Source organism: Synechococcus sp. MU1642 (genome assembly GCF_020514115.1).
Taxonomy (GTDB): domain Bacteria; phylum Cyanobacteriota; class Cyanobacteriia; order PCC-6307; family Cyanobiaceae; genus Parasynechococcus.
On sequence record NZ_VTKZ01000003.1, the window covers coordinates 63,286 to 81,380 of the forward strand.

The 18,095-nt window shown below is 61.4% G+C and carries 20 protein-coding genes; 16 read left to right on the forward strand and 4 right to left on the reverse strand.

Features of this window, described 5'->3' with window-relative positions:
* Window positions 1-69: 69 nt before the first annotated feature.
* From gyrB to FZZ85_RS12175, 5 genes are read left to right on the forward strand one after another with little or no spacing between them, the layout of a single operon-like run.
* Window positions 70-2,037: a DNA topoisomerase (ATP-hydrolyzing) subunit B gene (gene gyrB, locus FZZ85_RS04325; protein ID WP_226412600.1), complete on the forward strand. Its 1,968-nt coding sequence runs from the start codon at window positions 70-72 to the stop codon at window positions 2,035-2,037.
* Entirely contained in the window at window positions 2,037-2,342 is a 306-nt protein-coding gene (locus FZZ85_RS04330; protein ID WP_226412602.1) for an SH3 domain-containing protein, read from the forward strand. Before gyrB ends, FZZ85_RS04330 begins: the two co-directional genes overlap by 1 nt.
* A complete protein-coding gene (locus tag FZZ85_RS04335) occupies window positions 2,323-2,703 on the forward strand; it encodes a CrcB family protein (protein WP_226412604.1) in 381 nt (126 codons plus the stop codon). Before FZZ85_RS04330 ends, FZZ85_RS04335 begins: the two co-directional genes overlap by 20 nt.
* Entirely contained in the window at window positions 2,696-3,070 is a 375-nt protein-coding gene (locus FZZ85_RS04340; protein ID WP_226412606.1) for a CrcB family protein, read from the forward strand. Before FZZ85_RS04335 ends, FZZ85_RS04340 begins: the two co-directional genes overlap by 8 nt.
* Window positions 3,024-4,208 (forward strand): glycosyltransferase family 4 protein, encoded by a 1,185-nt coding sequence (locus FZZ85_RS12175; protein WP_226412608.1) that lies wholly within the window; start codon window positions 3,024-3,026, stop codon window positions 4,206-4,208. Before FZZ85_RS04340 ends, FZZ85_RS12175 begins: the two co-directional genes overlap by 47 nt.
* Here the strand turns inward: FZZ85_RS12175 and FZZ85_RS04350 are convergent, their stop codons facing one another.
* On the reverse strand, window positions 4,209-4,682 hold the full coding sequence (locus tag FZZ85_RS04350; RefSeq protein WP_226412610.1) for a glutathione peroxidase: 474 nt from the start codon (window positions 4,680-4,682) through the stop codon (window positions 4,209-4,211).
* 73 nt (window positions 4,683-4,755) lie between these two features.
* Between FZZ85_RS04350 and mgtE the strand changes: the two genes are divergently transcribed.
* On the forward strand, window positions 4,756-6,216 hold the full coding sequence (gene mgtE / locus FZZ85_RS04355; protein WP_226412612.1) for a magnesium transporter: 1,461 nt from the start codon (window positions 4,756-4,758) through the stop codon (window positions 6,214-6,216).
* 54 nt (window positions 6,217-6,270) lie between these two features.
* A complete protein-coding gene (locus FZZ85_RS04360; protein WP_226412614.1) occupies window positions 6,271-7,278 on the forward strand; it encodes an RpoD/SigA family RNA polymerase sigma factor in 1,008 nt (335 codons plus the stop codon).
* Here the strand turns inward: FZZ85_RS04360 and FZZ85_RS04365 are convergent.
* Window positions 7,263-8,126 carry an alpha/beta fold hydrolase gene (locus tag FZZ85_RS04365; RefSeq protein WP_226412910.1) on the reverse strand — a complete coding sequence of 288 codons (864 nt, stop codon included), beginning with the start codon at window positions 8,124-8,126 and terminating at the stop codon, window positions 7,263-7,265. The genes FZZ85_RS04360 and FZZ85_RS04365 overlap by 16 nt on opposite strands.
* Window positions 8,127-8,276: 150 nt before the next feature.
* On the opposite strand from FZZ85_RS04365, the gene mutT reads away from it, so the two are divergent.
* Window positions 8,277-9,404, forward strand: coding sequence for an 8-oxo-dGTP diphosphatase MutT (gene mutT, locus FZZ85_RS04370; protein ID WP_226412912.1), 1,128 nt, complete (start codon window positions 8,277-8,279; stop codon window positions 9,402-9,404).
* Between the two features lie 21 nt (window positions 9,405-9,425).
* Window positions 9,426-10,382, forward strand: a complete 957-nt coding sequence (locus FZZ85_RS04375) for a carbohydrate kinase (RefSeq protein ID WP_226412616.1) — start codon at window positions 9,426-9,428, stop codon at window positions 10,380-10,382.
* On the opposite strand, the gene tsaE is transcribed toward FZZ85_RS04375, so the two are convergent.
* Complete coding sequence (gene tsaE / locus FZZ85_RS04380; protein WP_226412914.1) at window positions 10,349-10,864, reverse strand: tRNA (adenosine(37)-N6)-threonylcarbamoyltransferase complex ATPase subunit type 1 TsaE; 516 nt, start codon at window positions 10,862-10,864, stop codon at window positions 10,349-10,351. The two genes, FZZ85_RS04375 and tsaE, sit on opposite strands and share 34 nt — an antisense overlap.
* Before the next feature lie 7 nt (window positions 10,865-10,871).
* Between tsaE and ahcY the strand changes: the two genes are divergently transcribed.
* Complete coding sequence (gene ahcY / locus FZZ85_RS04385; RefSeq protein WP_226412618.1) at window positions 10,872-12,302, forward strand: adenosylhomocysteinase; 1,431 nt, start codon at window positions 10,872-10,874, stop codon at window positions 12,300-12,302.
* 71 nt (window positions 12,303-12,373) lie between these two features.
* Complete coding sequence (locus FZZ85_RS04390; RefSeq protein ID WP_226412620.1) at window positions 12,374-13,033, forward strand: DedA family protein; 660 nt, start codon at window positions 12,374-12,376, stop codon at window positions 13,031-13,033.
* 34 nt (window positions 13,034-13,067) lie between these two features.
* Here FZZ85_RS04390 and FZZ85_RS04395 read toward each other — a convergent pair whose 3' ends face one another.
* Window positions 13,068-13,445 carry a single-stranded DNA-binding protein gene (locus FZZ85_RS04395; protein ID WP_226412916.1) on the reverse strand — a complete coding sequence of 126 codons (378 nt, stop codon included), beginning with the start codon at window positions 13,443-13,445 and terminating at the stop codon, window positions 13,068-13,070.
* Between the two features lie 141 nt (window positions 13,446-13,586).
* Between FZZ85_RS04395 and FZZ85_RS04400 the strand changes: the two genes are divergently transcribed.
* From FZZ85_RS04400 to rpaB, 5 genes are all read left to right on the forward strand, one after another.
* Complete coding sequence (locus FZZ85_RS04400) at window positions 13,587-14,639, forward strand: rod shape-determining protein (protein ID WP_011363141.1); 1,053 nt, start codon at window positions 13,587-13,589, stop codon at window positions 14,637-14,639.
* Between the two features lie 4 nt (window positions 14,640-14,643).
* The gene (mreC, locus tag FZZ85_RS04405) at window positions 14,644-15,390 is read left to right on the forward strand and encodes a rod shape-determining protein MreC (RefSeq protein WP_226412622.1); all 747 of its coding nucleotides are present in this window, start codon (window positions 14,644-14,646) and stop codon (window positions 15,388-15,390) included.
* Between the two features lie 16 nt (window positions 15,391-15,406).
* A complete protein-coding gene (locus FZZ85_RS04410) occupies window positions 15,407-15,916 on the forward strand; it encodes a rod shape-determining protein MreD (RefSeq protein WP_226412624.1) in 510 nt (169 codons plus the stop codon).
* Window positions 15,913-17,220, forward strand: coding sequence for a sugar ABC transporter substrate-binding protein (locus tag FZZ85_RS04415; protein WP_226412626.1), 1,308 nt, complete (start codon window positions 15,913-15,915; stop codon window positions 17,218-17,220). The genes FZZ85_RS04410 and FZZ85_RS04415 overlap by 4 nt, the downstream gene beginning before the upstream one ends.
* A 92-nt stretch (window positions 17,221-17,312) precedes the next feature.
* Window positions 17,313-18,074, forward strand: a complete 762-nt coding sequence (rpaB, locus tag FZZ85_RS04420; protein ID WP_186572165.1) for a response regulator transcription factor RpaB — start codon at window positions 17,313-17,315, stop codon at window positions 18,072-18,074.
* The last annotated feature ends 21 nt before the right edge of the window (window positions 18,075-18,095 follow it).

An 18,095-nucleotide genomic window follows, 5' to 3' on the forward strand; every position in this document is an offset into this window, starting at 1 on the left:
CATTGTCAGGTGTGGTTTAAGGCCGTTGCGCCCGCCAATGACCCGGTTTCCTGGCTTGAGACTTTCTGAATGAGCGACGCTTCCAAGGTCCAGAACGCCTACGGCGCCGAGCAGATTCAGGTGCTGGAGGGGCTTGAGCCCGTTCGCAAGCGCCCGGGCATGTACATCGGCTCCACCGGGCCGCGGGGCTTGCACCATCTGGTGTACGAAGTTGTTGATAACTCGGTTGATGAAGCCCTTGCGGGCCATTGCGACCGCATTGTTGTGATTCTCGGTGAAGACGGCTCCGCTTCGGTGAGCGACAACGGCCGCGGTATCCCCACCGATGTTCACCCCCGCACAGGTAAGAGCGCTCTAGAGACAGTGCTCACCGTGCTGCATGCCGGCGGCAAGTTTGGTGCCGGCGGTTACAAGGTGTCCGGCGGTCTGCACGGCGTTGGTGTCTCGGTGGTCAACGCCCTGAGCGAATGGGTGCAGGTGACGGTGCGCCGACAGGGCCAGGTGCATCGCCAGCGTTTTGAGCGCGGCGCGGCCATCGGTGCGCTGGCGTCGGAGTCGCAGCCCGCAGCGGAGTCCGGCGCGACCGGCACCACCGTCTGTTTTAAGCCCGACCTTGAAATTTTCACCGGCGGCATCGTTTTCGACTACGCCACCCTCTCGGCCCGTTTGAGGGAGCTGGCCTACCTCAACGGCGGCGTGCGCATCGTTTTTCGTGACGAGCGGCAGTCTGCCCGCGATGAGGAGGGGAACCCTCATGAAGAGACCTACTTCTATGAAGGCGGCATCAAGGAATATGTCGCTTACATGAACAAGGAGAAGGATGCCCTTCATCCAGAAATCATCTATGTGAATTCCGAGAAGGACGGCGTTCAGGTGGAGGCGGCCCTGCAGTGGTGCTCCGATACCTATTCCGACAGCATCCTTGGCTTCGCCAACAACATCCGCACCGTGGATGGCGGCACCCACATCGAAGGTCTGAAGACGGTGCTCACCCGTACCCTCAATGCTTTCGCTAAGAAGCTGGGCAAACGCAAGGAGTCCGATTCCAATCTGGCAGGGGAGAACATCCGCGAAGGCCTGACGGCGGTGCTCTCGGTGAAGGTGCCGGAACCGGAATTTGAGGGTCAGACCAAGACCAAGCTCGGTAACACTGAGGTGCGGGGCATCGTCGACAATCTGGTTGGTGAATCCCTCAGCCAGTTCCTCGAATTCAATCCCTCCGTGATTAGCCTGATACTGGAGAAGGCGATCCAGGCGTTCAACGCCGCTGAAGCCGCTCGCCGGGCCCGCGAACTGGTGCGACGCAAGAGCGTCCTGGAGAGTTCAACCTTGCCCGGAAAACTGGCTGACTGCAGCTCCCGCGACCCCGGCGAATCCGAGATCTACATCGTGGAGGGCGACTCCGCTGGTGGCTCTGCCAAGCAAGGCCGTGATCGTCGCTTCCAGGCGATTCTGCCGCTGCGAGGCAAGATCCTCAACATCGAGAAGACCGACGACGCCAAGATTTACAAGAACACGGAGATCCAGGCGTTAATCACCGCCTTGGGCCTGGGGATCAAGGGTGAGGACTTCGACGTGAAGAACCTCCGCTACCACCGGGTCGTGATCATGACCGACGCCGACGTGGATGGCGCCCATATCCGCACCCTGCTGCTCACCTTCTTCTATCGCTACCAGAAGGAGCTGGTGGAGGGCGGCTACATCTACATCGCCTGCCCGCCGCTCTACAAAGTGGAGCGCGGCAAGAACCACACCTATTGCTACAACGAGGGCGACCTGCAGAAAACACTGCAGGGCTTCGGCGAGAAGGCCAATTACACAATCCAGCGCTTCAAGGGCCTCGGCGAAATGATGCCCAAGCAGCTCTGGGAAACCACTATGGATCCCACCACCCGCACGATGAAGCGGGTGGAAATCGAAGATGCCCTCGAGGCCGATCGCATCTTCACGATCCTGATGGGTGACAAGGTGGCGCCTCGCAGGGAATTCATCGAGACCCACAGCGCTGAGCTGGATATGGCAGCCCTTGACATTTGATGGGGCCTGTTCTGCGGTGGAGTTGGCTGCTGGGGGTGGCGCTGATTGCTCCAGCCGCCCTGCCCGCCGGTGGAGCTGATCGACGTCAACCTCAGCCCCGTCGCCGTGTGGCCTCTGGGCCTTTGCACACTAGTTCCGAACAGCCCCTGCGCCTCAGTCCGCTGGCCGTGGCACCGAGGCTGAGGACCCTCAAGGCGGGCTCATCCTTGCGATTGTTGCGGCATTGGTCTGCTGCCGATGGTCAGGATTGGCTCCACGTGCAAACCCTTTCCGGAGAGCAACGCCGTGGCTGGCTCCGTGCCTGAAGCGATTTTGGTGGGTCTGGGGGCGATCCCCGGGGCTTGGTTGCGCTTAAAAGTGGTGAACCACTTTTATCCGATGGTGCCCAAGAAACATTGGGGCACCTTCCTTGTGAATGTGGTGGCCTGTTTCGCCCTGGGTCTGGTGTTGGGGCTCAATGAAACCTGTTCCTCCAGCACCGGCATTGCCTTGCTGATGGGGGTGGGCTTTTTCGGCAGCCTCAGCACCTTCTCCACCTTTGCTGTGGAGCTGCTGAACGAGTTGCGGGCTGGCCAGGTCCTGATGGCATTGGTGCTGGCGCTGGCCTCGATCGGGTCGGGTTTGCTGGCCTCTGCTGTGGGTTACGGACTGGGGACCCATGCTTGAAACCAAACCCAGCCTGCGTTTGGAATTTCAGGAGCTGTTGCTCGTTGGTGTGGGCGCCGTTTTCGGAGCTCTTTTGCGCTGGCAGCTGGCACTGCATCTGAGAGATCAGAACCTGTTGGTGAACGTTCTGGGGGCTGCCCTATTGGGCTTGCTGACCGGATTGCCCGCGGCTCCGCGGCGCCAGTTGCTTATAGGCATCGGCTTCTGTGGCTCGCTTACCACCTTCAGCAGCTGGATGCTGGCGGCAATGAAGCACCTGAGTTCAGGTGATTGGGCAGCTGCATTGGGCTTGATCGGGCTGACCCTCGGGCTGGGACTTGGTGCCGCAGGGCTTGGGCTCTGGTGCGGTCGCCGCCTCAGCAACTGAACCGTTCTGGATGTTCTTTTACGTCGATCACACGACGCGCTTTGCCCACAACACAGGGATTCAGCGCTGTGTGCGACTGACGGCTCGGGCCTTGCTCGAGCTGGGCATTCCGTTACGGCCGGTCTGCTGGCGGCCTGATCAGGGCTTTGTGCTGGCGACTCCAGCTCAACTCCGACATCTGGAACGTTGGAACGGTCCGCCTGCTCATGCATGGACTCTGGATCTCGACACGACCATTGAGCCTGCCTGGCTCCTTGTGGTCGAACTGGTTCGAAGCCGTGTCGGGCCATCCGTCGCTGAGTTGACCCGGTCAGCAAGGACGCTTGGTCTCAAGGTGGCATGGGTGTTTCATGACGCCATTCCCATTCGTTTGGCCCATCTCTATGGGGGTCAGAACTCAATCGCCGCACGCTCCCATGCGGACTACATGCGCGGCCTGGCAAGTGCTGATCGGGTTCTGGCCAATTCCCACACCACGGCTGAGCATCTCCGCAGCTTCCTCAACCAGGAGCAGCTGCCCTTCGCCCACGTTCAGGGGCTTCCTTTGGCCCAAGCCTGTCCAGGGACTCAGCGGGTTCGACATATGGACCCTCATCAATCGGAGCCTCCTCTGCGACTCCTTTGTGTTGGCTCCTTGGAGTCGCGCAAGAACCATCGCACGATGCTGAAGGGCTTGGCCTGGCTGCTGGCGTTCAAGGAAAGGGCTGTGGATTTGCGAATCGTTGGATGGGCGAACGACCCTTCTATCGCAGCGTTGGTGGAGCGTTCGATCTCCCTGGGGCTTCCTGTTGCCTGGATTCAAGATGCTGATGATGAGCGCCTCAATCAGCTCTATGCATGGGCGCAGTTCACGGTTTACCCCTCCATCGAAGAGGGTTTCGGTCTGCCCGTTGCTGAGAGCCTCTGGCATGGCCGCGGCTGCCTTTGCAGCGGTAATGGCGCCCTCGGAGAACTGGCCGTAGGGGGTGGATGCCTGACGGTCGACACCCGCAGCTGGCGATTGTTGGCGGAGGCCATCGGTTTCCTTGTGGCCTCTCCGGATCGCGTTGTCAATTTGAATGAAGCTGCTCAGCAACGAGTGCTTCGAACCTGGTCGGATTACGGCCAGCAGTTGCTGGCCGCATTGGATCTGTGCTGATCAGGCCGCCAGAGCTGCCTCAATTGCGGACTTGAGGTCTTCAGGGGTGACGCCGCTCTTGAAGCGTGCGATCACCGTGCCGTCCTTGCCCACCAGGAATTTCTCGAAGTTCCACTCCACATCACCGGCAGGGTCCATCTGATTGAGGGTGGTGTAGGGCTCGGTGGTGCTCCCCTTGGCATGCACCTTGTCGAACAGTTCGAAGTCAGCGCCGTAGGTGGTGGAGCAGAAGCCCTTGATCTCGTCCAGGCTGCCGGGTTCCTGTGCGCCGAAGTCGTTGCAGGGGAAACCCAGCACCGCCAGGCCTTTGGCGGCGTAAGTCTCATTCAGGGCCTGTAGGCCTGCGTACTGCTTGGTGAAGCCACAGCGGCTGGCCACGTTCACGATCAGCAGCACCTTGCCGGCGTAGTCGCCCAGGGATTTGCTGCTGCCGTCAGGGGTGGAGACGGAGACGGAGCTGACGCTGATCGCCATGTCTTAACAGGGAAGGAGCGCAGAGGTTAACCGGCTGTAACGGCCATACACTGGGCTCCCGGCCGGAGGGGGCATGACGGAGGCATCGGGGCTGAGCAGTGCTGGCGTAAGCGTGGAGCCCGACTTGCTAGCGGAAGCTGTCTCTCAGGAGCTCGCCGCGATGCTCCTGGTGGGCAACTACGACACCGTGAAAATGCTGCTGGAACCGGTGCAGCCGGTGGACATCGCAGAGGCGATCGGCAGTCTTCCCGCCAACCTGCAGGCGATTGCCTTTCGTCTGCTCAGCAAGGACGAGGCCATCAGTGTTTACGAATACCTCGACACCGCCACCCAACAGAGCCTGCTGAGCCTGCTGCGTTCCGGCGAAATGCGGGAGGTGATGGAGGAGATGTCCCCGGATGATCGGGCCCGTCTGTTTGAGGAGCTGCCCGCCAAGGTGGTGCGACAGCTGCTGAGCGAGCTCAGCCCTGATGAGCGCAAGGTGACCGCTGAGTTGCTGGGCTACCGCTCCGAGACGGCCGGTCGCTTGATGACGACCGAATACATCGCCTTCAAGGAAAACCAGACGGCGGCTGTGGCGTTGGAGATCGTGCGGCGGCGTGCCCGCGACACCGAGACGATTTATTCCTTGTATGTGACCGATGCGGAGCGACGCCTCACCGGCATCCTGTCGCTGCGGGATCTGGTTACAGCAGATCCTCAGGCCCGCATCGGCGATGTGATGACGGAGGAGGTGCTCAGCGTCAGCACCGACACCGATCAGGAGAAGGTGGCCCGCACGATCCAGCGCTACGACTTCCTCGCGGTTCCCGTGGTGGATCTGGAACAGCGTCTGGTGGGGATCGTCACCGTGGATGACGTAATCGATGTGATCGAACAGGAGGCCACCCGTGATCTCTACGCCGCAGGGGCTGTGCAGGCCGGTGACGACGACGATTACTTCAGCAGCAACCTGTTCACCGTTGCTCGCCGCCGCGTGGTCTGGCTGGCGGTGCTGGTGCTGGCCAGCTTTTTCACCTCAGAGGTGATCGCTGCCAATGAAGACGTGCTCCAGCAGGTGGTGCTGTTGGCGGCGTTCATTCCCTTGCTTGGTGGCACCGGCGGCAACGTGGGGGCCCAGAGCTCCACGGTGGTGATCCGTGGTTTGAGCACCCAGAGCATCTCCAGCCTCGGACCTATGCGGGCCATTGGCCGCGAAGCCATGGCGGGGGCGTTGCTGGGGGTGTTGATGATGCTGCTGGTGGTCCCCTTTGCCTGGTGGCGCGGCGAAAGCGCTTTGGTGGGCCTCTCAGTGGGGATGAGCTTGCTGGCGATCACCACCCTCGCGGCCACAGCGGGTGCAGCGTTTCCACTTCTGTTTGACCGCATGGGTCTGGATCCAGCCCTGATGTCCACGCCCTTCATCACCACCTGCACGGATGTTGCTGGCACCCTGATCTACTTGAAGACTGCAGGGTGGCTGCTGGTCCACCTGCCGCAGCTGGTGCAAGCCACAAGTATTTCTACCCATTTCTTTGTTTTAGGCGTTTTCTGAGAGTCCGTTTACGTTTCTTAGGAGTACGCTTCACATAACTCAAAGAAGCACTCCATGGCCCCGGCTGCGACCGCTGCTTCCAAGCCCAAAACTGCTGCGAAAGCAGTAAGAACCGTCACGGCAGACGTGGATCTGGTTCGTTCTTACCTGCGTGACATCGGTCGTGTGCCCCTGTTGACCCACGAGCAAGAGATCACCTTGGGGCGTCAGGTTCAGGATCTGATGGACCTCGAGACGCTCGAATCTGAGCTTGAGAGCAAGGTGGGTGAGAAACCCAGCCGTGATCAGCTAGCGAAGGCGTCAGGGCTGTCATCAATGCAGCTCAAGCGCAAGCTGCAGAACGGCCGTCGCGCAAAGGAGCGCATGGTGGCGGCAAACCTTCGCTTGGTGGTGAGTGTGGCCAAGAAATACACCAAGCGGAACATGGAACTCTTGGATCTGATCCAGGAAGGAACCATCGGTTTGGTGCGAGGTGTGGAGAAATTTGACCCCACCCGTGGCTACAAGTTCTCCACCTATGCCTACTGGTGGATTCGTCAGGGCATTACGAGGGCCATCGCCGAGAAGAGCCGCACGATCCGGCTGCCGATTCACATCACCGAGATGTTGAACAAACTCAAAAAGGGGCAGAGGGAGCTGAGCCAGGAACTGGGACGCACCCCCACCGTCACCGAGTTGGCCGAGTTCGTTGAGCTTCCGGAAGACGACGTCAAGGATCTGATGTGCCGTGCCCGTCAGCCGGTGAGCCTGGAGATGAAAGTCGGGGATGGTGATGACACCGAACTGCTGGAACTGCTTTCCGGCGATGGTGATCTGCCCAGCGATCAGGTGGAGGAAGATTGCCTTAAGGGAGATCTGCGCAGCCTCTTGGGCCAGCTGCCCCATCTGCAGGAGCAGGTTTTGCGGATGCGTTACGGCATGGATGGGGAAGACCCGATGAGCCTTACTGGCATCGGCCGAATTCTGGGCATGAGTCGTGACCGTGTTCGCAACCTGGAGCGGGACGGTCTCGCTGGTCTGCGTCGGGTGAGTGATCAGGTGGAGGCTTACGTCGCCTGTTGAGCTGTTTTTGTCTTAATTAGCCTTTGCAGCACTGGATTCACCTGATCTGGAGCTTCGTCGTGGGGGCAATGGCCTGCTTTTTCAATCACTGCTAGTGATCGAACGCAGCTCAGTGTTTGTTCCCAGCGCTCGGCCTCAGCGATTGGTTCCCATGGATCCTGTTTGCCCCAGATCAGATCAACTGGAAGATTTAGCTCTTCCATCAACTGTGGGGCCAAATAATCGTCGAATAGGTTGATGAAGCCTCTAAAGGCTTCGGGGGCACCGTCGCGTTGGGTGGGTTGGAACAGAAGTTCCACCAGTGGCTCATCGATGTTGGCACCGCTGGGGTAGGCCTGCTTCAGCACGCTACGGATCACCCCAGGGCGTGCTGCATTGCGGAACAGAGCGGTGCTGAGCCAGCGCTGCCGCACCATTGTTTTCAGCAGCGGCCGGATCCAGGCCATCCAGGCGGGTTGCTTGGCCAGTTGCTTGTCGTCCATCAAGCGCTGAGCGCAGTCGATCAGCACCACACCACTGCATCGTTCTCCCAGCAGTTGTGCGGCCCGCAGGGCCACAACACCACCGATCGAATTGCCCACCAACAGCACGGGCCGTTGCACCACCGCATCGCAGAAGTCAGCCACCTGCTGACCCCAGAGATCAAAGCCGTAATGAACGGAATCGTCTGCAGTGGGTTCATCCTTCAAGCGGGCCCGGGGTTGATCACTGCGCCCGAAGCCGAGCAGATCGATGGCGTAGGTGGGCAGCAGTTCGGCCAGCACCGGTTGGTTGAAACGCCAGTGGCTGGTGTTGGCCCCGAAGCCATGAATCAGCAGCACGGCCTCTTTGGCATTGGGGTCGCCCATCAGGCTCCAACCGATTAATCGCTCGTTCCAGCTCCAGAGGTTGTTGCTTGGGCTCACGCTTTGGCTTGCTGCGCCAGTGCATCCTGGCGAGCCACCCGCTTGGATGGACGGTAGTTGCCCGGGCCCCGTTCTGATGCCAATGGCGAACCCATGGACGCGTTGATCGAGACCGATGCAGCGGTTCTGTCGACAGCCTTGCTGGCCTGGTGGGAGCGCCATGGCCGCGGCGGTATCCCCTGGAAGCAGTTGCCTGGTGGTGTGCGTCCAGCGCCGGAGCAGGACCTCGATCCCTATGGCATCTGGATTGCCGAAGTAATGCTGCAGCAGACCCAGTTGGCCGTGGCGCTCCCCTATTGGATGCGATGGATGGAGGCATTTCCAACTGTGGAAGAGTTGGCCGCGGCGTCCCTGGATCAGGTCCGTCTGCAGTGGCAGGGCCTTGGCTATTACTCACGTGCCCGCCGGCTGCATGAGGCGGCGCAGCTGCTGGTGGGTCGAGCCTGGCCCCACACCTTGGGGGAGTGGATGGTGTTGCCGGGCATCGGCCGCACCACTGCTGGGAGCATTTTATCCAGTGCCTTCAATCTCCGCTTGCCGATTTTGGATGGCAACGTCAAACGGGTTCTGGCGCGATTGAAGGCTCATCCGCGCCCGCCGGCCCGCGACGACGCCTTGTTCTGGTGCTGGAGTGAGGCTCTGCTTGATTCGGTTCGGCCACGGGATATCAACCAGGCGTTGATGGATCTAGGGGCCACGCTTTGCACCCCCCGCCAGCCGGACTGCCACCGCTGCCCCTGGCAATCCCACTGCGCTGCTTACGCTGCCGGCGATCCTCGCCTTTGGCCCGTGACCGAAGCCCTCAAGCCCCTGCCCTTCCAGGCGATCGGTGTGGGAGTCGTGATCAACGCGGACGGGGAGGTGTTGATTGACCAGCGCCTGGAGGAAGGTCTGCTGGGGGGGATGTGGGAGTTCCCCGGTGGCAAACAAGAACAAGGCGAAACGATCGAAACCTGCATTGCCCGCGAGCTGAAGGAGGAGCTCGGCATTGCGGTGACGGTCGGCACTGAACTGATCACTGTGGATCACGCCTACAGCCACAAGAAGCTGCGCTTTGTGGTTCATCTCTGCGACTGGGTCTCGGGAGAGCCGCAGCCCCTTGCCAGTCAGCAGGTGCGTTGGGTGCGGCCGGATGACCTAGGGAACTACGCCTTCCCATCCGCCAATGCGCGAATCATTGAGGCGCTGCTTGGCAGCTTGGAAAGCTCTGCCCACTCTTAGGGAGTGTCAGGATGCGGTCGGATGGCGCTTGGTTCCGTTGTCGTCTGTCTCGGTGAAGCCTTGATCGATCGGCTTGGGCCGCCCGGAGGTAATCCCGAGGTGGATCGGCCGGTGGACGACCGTTTGGGAGGAGCGCCAGCGAATGTGGCCTGTGGATTGGCCCGCTTGGGGACCCCCGTGGCCTTTGTTGGTCGCTTGGGGCAGGACGCCATCGGCGAGGCCTTTTCCAGATTGTTTGCTGAGCGTGGTGTCGATACCGAGCTGCTGCAGCGGGATGCCGAGCGTCCCAGTCGAATCGTGTTGGTGCGCCGTGCGCTGGATGGGGAACGGCAGTTTCAGGGCTTTGCCGGGGATCAAGGGGCTGGTTTCGCCGACCAGGCTTTGGAGCCGGCTGCGTTGCCTCAGGTCCGATGGTTGCTGATTGGCACACTGCCTTTAGCAGCACCAACGTCGGCTTCGGGCTTGTTGTCGGCCGTGCGCCAGGCCCGGAGCCAAGGAACGGCGATGGCCCTTGATGTGAACTGGCGCCCCACTTTTTGGGATGTCACCGCTGATCCGGGGGCAGGGCCGTCCTCAGCAGCGAAGGCTGCGATTCAACCGCTTCTGGACCAGGCGGCTCTGATCAAGTTGGCGCGGGAGGAAGCGCTTTGGTTCTTCAACACTGACGATCCCGGCGCGATTCAGCAGGCTTTGCCCCAGCGGCCGGATGTGGTGGTGACCGATGGAGCGGCCCCCGTGCGCTGGCAATTGGGTGCTGACTCAGGTCAGCAGTGCGCCTTTCAGCCCTCCGCCGTGGTGGACACCACCGGTGCCGGCGATGCCTTCACGGCCGGGCTCTTGCACTGGTGGGCCGCCGCGCCCCCTGAGCGCATCCGTTTTGCTGCCGCCTGTGGTGCCTTGGTCTGCGGCGGTGCCGGTGCTATTGATCCGCAGCCCACGCAGGCTCAGGTGGAGGCCTTCCTGGGAGCGGTGAGCTGAGCGAGCCGGCCTTCGTCCTGGTGAATCAGCTCGAGCCTCCAGGCTTCCGGCAGATCAAGACCCAGCCGTTCCGGCCACTCCACGGCCATTAACGCTCCTGCCGCGCGCGCCTCTTCTTCTTCCTGCAGAAACAGCTCATCGGCGGCGGCCGGGTGCTCCAGGCGATAGAGATCGAGATGCACCAGCTGCGGTGTTCCCTGGGGATAGTGCTGCGCTAAGGCAAAGGTGGGGCTAGTGATCGGCTCGCTGATCCCGAGGCCTTCGGCCAGCCCCTGCACCAGCGATGTTTTGCCGGCCCCCAGGGGGCCACTGAGTAGAAGAATTGCTTCCCGTGGAAGTTCGCGAGCGAGGGATCGGCCTAGGGCCTGGGTCGTCTCAATGGTCTCAAGAGCCCAGACATGCCCTGTAGAGTCCGGCTCAAGCGAGCCCGAAGCCTCGGCGTCTCTGCAGAGATTCAACTCCACGTTTGCTTTAGGGAGCATTAAAACCATGGTGGCAGCGCCCACGTCCCCGGCTGAGCTGAAGCTCGGCGTCGATTGCGTCATTGCCGACATCAACCAAGCCGATTTCGGCCGTAAGGAGCTCGACATTGCCGAGACCGAGATGCCCGGTCTGATGGCGTTGCGCGAGAAGTACGGCAGCGAGAAGCCCCTGCAGGGTGCCCGCATCGCTGGCTCTCTGCACATGACGATTCAGACCGCGGTTCTGATCGAGACCCTGGTGGAGCTCGGAGCAGAAGTTCGCTGGGCCTCCTGCAACATCTTCTCCACCCAGGACCATGCCGCTGCGGCCATCGCCGCCAAGGGCATTCCGGTCTTCGCCGTCAAAGGCGAGACCCTGGAGGAGTACTGGGACTACACCCACCGCATCCTTGAGTGGGGTGACGGCGGTTCACCCAACATGATCCTGGACGACGGTGGCGATGCCACCGGTCTGGTGATGCTGGGCAGCAAGGCCGAGCAGGACATCACCGTTCTGGACAACCCCGGCAACGAAGAGGAGACCTTCCTTTTCGCTTCGATCAAGAAGAAGTTGGCCCAAGACCACAACTTCTACTCCCGCACCAAGGCCCAGATCCAGGGCGTGACCGAGGAGACCACAACTGGTGTAGCGCGTCTTTACAAGATGCAGAAAAGCGGTGAACTCCCCTTCCCTGCCATCAACGTCAACGACTCGGTCACTAAGAGCAAGTTCGACAACCTCTACGGCTGCCGAGAGTCATTGGTGGACAGCATCAAGCGCGCCACCGACGTGATGGTGGCGGGCAAGCAGGCCCTGGTGATCGGCTATGGCGATGTGGGCAAGGGGTCAGCCCAGTCCCTGCGTGGTCTCGGTGCCACTGTCTGCATTGCGGAAGTGGATCCGATCTGCGCGCTGCAGGCCGCCATGGAGGGCTACCGCGTGGTCCGTCTCGAGGACGTTGTTGAGGAGATGGACATATTCGTGACCGCCACCGGCAACTACCAGGTGATCCGAAACGAGCACCTGGTGAAGATGAAGGACGAGGCCATCGTCTGCAACATCGGCCATTTCGACAACGAGATCGATGTCGCCTCCCTCAAGGCCTACGAGTGGGAGAACATCAAGCCTCAGGTCGACCACATCACCCTGCCCAGCGGCAACAGGATCATCCTGTTGGCGGAAGGCCGCCTGGTGAACCTGGGCTGCGCCACCGGCCACCCCAGTTTTGTGATGAGCAATTCCTTCACCAACCAGGTGTTGGCCCAGATCGAGCTGTTCACCAAGGGCGACGAGTATGGCAAAGAGGTGTATGTGCTGCCCAAGCACCTCGATGAGATGGTGGCTCGCCTTCACCTCGGCCGCATCGGCGCCAAGCTCACCGAGCTAAGTAAGAATCAGGCCGACTACATCAATGTGCCCGTTGAAGGCCCCTACAAGCCCGACCACTACCGCTACTGATCACGATCCAGCGGATCGAAATCTGATCCTCACGGCCCCATGGAAGACTTGCGCCATCCAGCGCAGTCTCCATGGGGCTTTCTGATTTGATCACACAGCTGCCGGAGTTGATCGGCCAGGCGGTTGAGGCGAACCAGTGGCTGGGTTACACCGCGATTTTCGCGGCGATGTTTCTCGAGAATCTGTTCCCGCCGATCCCGTCTGAGCTGATCATGCCCCTGGGGGGCTTTTATGTGCAGCAGGGTCAGCTTGACCTTGTGCCTGTGGTCCTGGCCGGTTTGCTGGGCACGGTCCTCGGCGCCTTGCCCTGGTATGGCATCGGACGGTTAATCAACGAGGAACGGATCGAAGCTTGGTTGCAACGTCACGGTCGTTGGATTGGCATCAGTGCCGATGAGTTGGCCCGCAGCCGCCGCTGGTTCAGCCGCTATGGCACCGCGCTGGTGTTCTGGGGGCGTCTGGTTCCTGGCATTCGCACGCTGATCTCAGTGCCGGCAGGCATTGAAATGATGTCGATGGCGCCGTTCCTGGTCTGGACCACTGCCGGCAGCCTGATCTGGACGGTTCTGCTCACCGTGGCAGGCATGGTTCTCGGAGAGGGCTACAGCAACGTTGAGATCTGGATTGACCCTGTCTCCAAAGCAGTGAAGGTGCTGCTGGTGGTGTCGGTGCTGGCTGGCGCGATTTGGGTGGGCCTGCGCATCTGGCGCCGGCGTCAGTCCTCCGACTGATCACCGGCGTGGGGGCCTCCCTCTGGCCGGGGGCTCAGAAGGGGATGTCCTCATCGGAGGCCTGGCCGCCAAAGCTGCCGGCGGCCTCCTGGCTGTCGCGTTTGGAGCCGAGCAGTTCGAGCCGGTCAACACGCACCACAGGCTTGCTGCGCTCTTCACCGCTGGCACGGTCGGTCCAGCGATCAAGCTTGAAGCTGCCAATGATGCCGAGTAGGGATCCCTTCTTCACGTAGTCCGCGGCGACCTGAGCCTGCTTGCCCCAGATCTCAAGGTTGAACCAGTCGGGCTCATCGTCGCGGCTGCGACGGTTCACCGCCATGGTGAGGTTGGCCACCATGCTGCCTGATTCGAAGTAACGCACTTCGGGATCGCGGCCGGCACGGCCGACGAGGGTGACTGAATTAACGCCCATAGACAATTCATCTCCGGAATTTGGACTCATGATGCGGCACCGGTTGAGTGACTGCTTTTAATGAGTTCCACCCAAGCCGCTGGGTGTAACAGGCAAGTGCTCAGAACGCCCTTATGATCCGGCGACCTGACTGCGGTGTCTGTGTTCTTCCGTCGTTTCCAGCTGTCGCGCGACATCGGCATCGACCTGGGCACCGCCAACACTCTTATATACGTTTCAGGACGCGGCATCGTGTTGCAGGAGCCCTCCGTAGTGGCTCTCGACCTCGAGCGAGGCACCACCATGGCCGTGGGCGATGAAGCCAAGTTGATGCTTGGGCGTACCCCCGGAAACATCCGGGCTGTCCGTCCGCTGCGCGACGGGGTGATTGCGGATTTTGATGCCGCCGAACAGATGCTCAAAACCTTCATCACCAAGGGCAATGAGGGGCGCGGAATCATGGCGCCACGTCTGGTGGTGGGCATTCCCAGTGGCGTGACTGGCGTGGAGCGGCGCGCAGTGCGAGAAGCCGGTATGGCTGGTGCCCGTGAGGTACACCTGATCGATGAACCGGTAGCGGCAGCCATCGGTGCTGGTCTTCCGGTCACCGAGCCCGTCGGCACCATGATTGTGGATATCGGTGGCGGCACCACCGAGGTGGCTGTGTTGAGCCTTGGCGGAACGGTGCTGAGTGAATCCGTGCGTGTAGCCGGCGATGAAATCAGCGACTCCATCGGTGTGTACCTCAAAAAGGTGCACAACATGGTGGTTGGCGAGCGCACGGCTGAAGAGATCAAAATCCGCATTGGCTCCGCCTTTCCGGACGACGAATTCGATCAGCAGTCCATGGATGTGCGGGGTCTGCACTTGCTCTCTGGTTTGCCGCGCACCATCAATCTCAAGGCCGGTGATCTGCGGGAAGCGATTGCAGAACCTCTCAACGTGATCGTCGAAGCGGTGAAGCGCACCTTGGAGCGCACGCCCCCCGAGCTAGCGGCAGACATCGTTGATCGCGGCATCATGCTGGCCGGCGGTGGCGCCCTGGTACGGGGCATCAGCGACCTAATCAGCCATGAGACCGGCATCTTTGTACACATCGCCGAAGACCCCCTGCTCTGCGTGGTGAACGGTTGCGGCCAAGTGTTGGAGGACTGGAAGCGTCTGCAGCGGGTGGTTGATACCCCGGAATTCGTCCGCTCCGCAGCAGGCGCCTGAAGCCATGGCCCCAACGCTCCGTCCCGGCAAGAGCCGCTGGCGTGGATTGGGGCAACTCATCCCCTGGCTGCTGTTAGTGGTGGGACTGTTGTTGGTGCGCTTAAGCAAGGGCGCTGGTTTCAGCGATGCCTACGCCTTGCTCAGCCGACCCTTCTGGCCTGGCTCTGCCCAGCGGGAATGGGTCACGGCTGCGGCGGATCTGGAGGAGCGCTCCCGTCTGCAGCTGTTGGAAAGAGATAACCGGCGCCTGCGCGGTCTGCTGGAGCTGCAGCAAAAGGGATTGGCCGATGGCGAGGTGTCAGCTGCTGTGATCTCCCGCTCGCCGCGGGGATGGTGGCAGCAGCTGCAATTGGGCAAGGGTTCGCTGCAGGGGTTGGGCCCGGGCGATGCTGTTTTGGGCCCTGGAGGCTTGGTGGGTCGCATCGCCAGCGTCACCCCTGCTACCGCTCGGGTGAAGTTGCTCACCGCGCCCGGCCACGAAATCGGCGTTTGGCTTCCCCGCAGCCGTCGCCATGGATTACTTGTGGGCCGCGGCAGCAGTCGCCTGTCGCTCCGTTTCATCGACAAGGATCCCGATGTGCGTCCGGGGGATCTCGTCGCCACTTCGCCGGCCAGCACCCTGTTGCCCCCCAACGTGCCGGTAGGGGTGATTCAGTCGGTGGATGAGCAGGCGGTTCCTGCGCCTACGGCGGTGGTGCAACTGATCGCAGCACCGGAGGCGATCGACTGGGTGCAAGTGCAGACGCGTTGAGATGAGAACCACTGACATGCCTCGTCTGCACCGACAACCGATCTGTGTGGCCTCAGCCCTGGTAGTGCCGTTGCTGGCCTTGGCGTCGCCGCCTTGGTTGGCCATCGATGGGGTCGGTCCTGCCTGGGCCGTGCTTTGGCTGTTGCCCTGGGCTCTGGTCGACGGTCCTGTGTCGGGGGCATTGGCGGGTGTGACTTTGGGGCTGGTGCTGGATGGCCTCAACCTCGGTGGTTTGAGTCAGGTGCCGGCCTTGTTTCTGCTGGGCTGGTGGTGGGGCCGGCTGGGCCGGCGCGCAGCACCGATTCAACGCAGTCTGAATCTGGGTTTGTTGGCCTGGCTCGGTTCGGTTGGTCTTGGCTTGTCGTTGATCCTTCAGCTCTGGTTGCGTCAAGGCGGTGCATTGGATCCCCTCACCCAGAGCTGGGGTCTGCAGACTCTGTGTTGCCAGGCCCTGGTGACGGGTTTGTTGGCACCGTTGTTGGTGTCGTTGCAGTTGTTGCTCTGGCGAAGGAGGGTTCCCTCATGAGGCTCACCCGTCGGGATCTGCTGCTGGGGGCAGCGGCTCTGGGACTCACGGCCTGCGGTCCGAAGAACCCAAGGACCAGGGCATTGGAGTTGTGGACCCTGCAATTGGCTCCAAATTTCAACCCCTACTTCGCGGATGTTTTGGGGGATTGGAGCCGCCTCAATCCGGGTGCCCCTGTGCGCTGGACGGATCTGCCCTGGGGGTCGGTGGAACGCAAGTTGCTGGCGGCGGTGTTTGCCCGCACGGCCCCGGATGTGGTGAATCTCAATCCGCCTTTTGCGGCCAACCTGGCCAGCAAGGGTGGACTGGCCGACTTGACCCCGCTGCTGCCGGCGGACGCCGCTGGCAGCTATCTGCCATCTGTATGGCAGGCCTGCCATGACCCCAATGCTGGCCAGATCGCGGTGCCCTGGTATCTCACAGTTCGACTGAGTCTGGTGAACCGGGCCCTGTTGGATCAAGCCGGGATTGCGGCACCGCCCACCGGCTGGGACCAGGTTCCCGCTTTCGCCCGCCGCATCCGCGAGCGCACGGGCTGCTACGGCCTCTTCCTCACCACCGTTCCGGATGACTCGGCCGAGCTCCTGGAAACTTTGGTGCAGATGGGGGTGACCCTGCTGGATGACCAACGCAGGGCTGCCTTCGACAGCCCTGCGGGGCTTCGGGCCTTCCGTTTTTGGACTGATCTGTACCGGGAGGGGCTGTTGCCCCGCGAGGTGGTGAGCCAGGGGCAACGCCGGGCGATCGAGTTGTTCCAAAGCGGTGATCTGGCGCTGGCTGCTACTGGGGCGGAATTCCTGCGCAGCATTCAGACCAATGCGCCAGGGGTGGCCGTGGTGACGGAACCCCATCCCCCGGTGACCGGTGCAGATGGCACCGCCAATGTGGCCTTGATGACCTTGGCGGTGCCGCGTCAGAGCCAGCGCGCCCAAGAGGCCGTGGATCTGGCGCTTTTTCTCACCAATGCTGATCAACAGGCGCGCTTTGCAGCCGAGGCTCGGGTGTTGCCGTCGTCGCTGGAGGCCCTTGCCCGGGTGCGTGAGGCGTTGGAGCAGGAGGTTCCCGGTTCAGCCGCGGAGCGTCAGATTCGCCAGGCCCGTTTGTTGTCGGCCAGCACGTTGGACCGGGCCAGGGTGTTGGTGCCGGCGCTGCCGGGTATCAAGCGTCTGCAGAAAATCATCTACACCCAGCTGCAGCGGGCGATGTTGGCCCAGGTCAGCCCTCAGCAGGCTCTAGCAGCTGCCGCGTCGGAATGGAACAGATATGCCCGTTCTCGCTGGCCTGAGGTTGCCGGCAATTCTTAAAACAATCGGTAAACCACCTGCGCGCCATGGTGTTTGCGTCGATCTCCATGTCCTGACAGGTAAGGTTGCACCTCGTTAAAGATTTTATTCGGATGACGGGCAACCTGCCCTCACAACCGAAAGCGACCATTCTTGTCGTTGATGACGAGGCTGCGGTCCGACGCGTTCTGGTGATGCGCCTGCAGCTGTCGGGCTACCGCGTCATCTGCGCAGAAGATGGTGAGCAGGCTCTGGAGATGTTCCACAACGAGTCGCCCGATCTTGTGGTGCTCGATGTGATGCTGCCCAAGCTGGATGGCTTTGCGGTATGTCGGCGCCTGCGGGCAGAATCCTGCGTACCGATTATTTTCCTATCCGCTGTTGAAGCGATCTCCGAGCGAGTCGCTGGATTGGATCTTGGGGCTGACGACTATTTGCCCAAACCTTTTAGCCCCAAGGAACTGGAAGCTCGTATTTCAACAATTTTGCGCCGGGTGGGTCGGGGCAATGCTGTCGTTGAAAGCCGTGAATTGCCCACGGGGCAAGGTGTTTTGCGGCTGGGCGATCTGGTGGTGGATACCAACAGACGCCAAGTCACCCGAGGTTCAGAGCGGATCAACCTCACTTATACGGAATTCAGCCTTTTGGAGTTGCTGTTCCGCGATCCCGGTCACGTTGTGCCGCGGGCAGAGATTCTTGAGCAGCTTTGGGGCTATCCCCCCCGCCGTGCGGCAGACCTTCGCGTAGTGGATGTTTATGTGGCACGGTTGCGCGGAAAACTGGAGCCTGACCCCCGCAATCCCGAGTTAATCCTGACAGTGCGGGGTATTGGTTATGCCTCCCAACGTATGGGTGAAGCTTCGGCAGCAGGTTGATTAACCCGCGGGCGGGCAGGA

Coding starts and splice junctions, on each gene's coding strand:
- FZZ85_RS04390 (WP_226412620.1), top strand. CDS start 12,374: ATGGGGCTTTCTGATTTGATCACACAGCTGCCGGAGTTGATCGGCCAG.
- FZZ85_RS04330 (WP_226412602.1), top strand. CDS start 2,037: ATGGGGCCTGTTCTGCGGTGGAGTTGGCTGCTGGGGGTGGCGCTGATT.
- gyrB (WP_226412600.1), top strand. CDS start 70: ATGAGCGACGCTTCCAAGGTCCAGAACGCCTACGGCGCCGAGCAGATT.
- FZZ85_RS04340 (WP_226412606.1), top strand. CDS start 2,696: ATGCTTGAAACCAAACCCAGCCTGCGTTTGGAATTTCAGGAGCTGTTG.
- mgtE (WP_226412612.1), top strand. CDS start 4,756: ATGACGGAGGCATCGGGGCTGAGCAGTGCTGGCGTAAGCGTGGAGCCC.
- rpaB (WP_186572165.1), top strand. CDS start 17,313: ATGACGGGCAACCTGCCCTCACAACCGAAAGCGACCATTCTTGTCGTT.
- FZZ85_RS04410 (WP_226412624.1), top strand. CDS start 15,407: ATGCCTCGTCTGCACCGACAACCGATCTGTGTGGCCTCAGCCCTGGTA.
- mreC (WP_226412622.1), top strand. CDS start 14,644: ATGGCCCCAACGCTCCGTCCCGGCAAGAGCCGCTGGCGTGGATTGGGG.
- FZZ85_RS04360 (WP_226412614.1), top strand. CDS start 6,271: ATGGCCCCGGCTGCGACCGCTGCTTCCAAGCCCAAAACTGCTGCGAAA.
- tsaE (WP_226412914.1), bottom strand. CDS start 10,864: ATGCTCCCTAAAGCAAACGTGGAGTTGAATCTCTGCAGAGACGCCGAG.
- FZZ85_RS04365 (WP_226412910.1), bottom strand. CDS start 8,126: ATGGGCGACCCCAATGCCAAAGAGGCCGTGCTGCTGATTCATGGCTTC.
- mutT (WP_226412912.1), top strand. CDS start 8,277: ATGGACGCGTTGATCGAGACCGATGCAGCGGTTCTGTCGACAGCCTTG.
- ahcY (WP_226412618.1), top strand. CDS start 10,872: ATGGTGGCAGCGCCCACGTCCCCGGCTGAGCTGAAGCTCGGCGTCGAT.
- FZZ85_RS04375 (WP_226412616.1), top strand. CDS start 9,426: ATGGCGCTTGGTTCCGTTGTCGTCTGTCTCGGTGAAGCCTTGATCGAT.
- FZZ85_RS04415 (WP_226412626.1), top strand. CDS start 15,913: ATGAGGCTCACCCGTCGGGATCTGCTGCTGGGGGCAGCGGCTCTGGGA.
- FZZ85_RS04395 (WP_226412916.1), bottom strand. CDS start 13,445: ATGGGCGTTAATTCAGTCACCCTCGTCGGCCGTGCCGGCCGCGATCCC.
- FZZ85_RS04350 (WP_226412610.1), bottom strand. CDS start 4,682: ATGGCGATCAGCGTCAGCTCCGTCTCCGTCTCCACCCCTGACGGCAGC.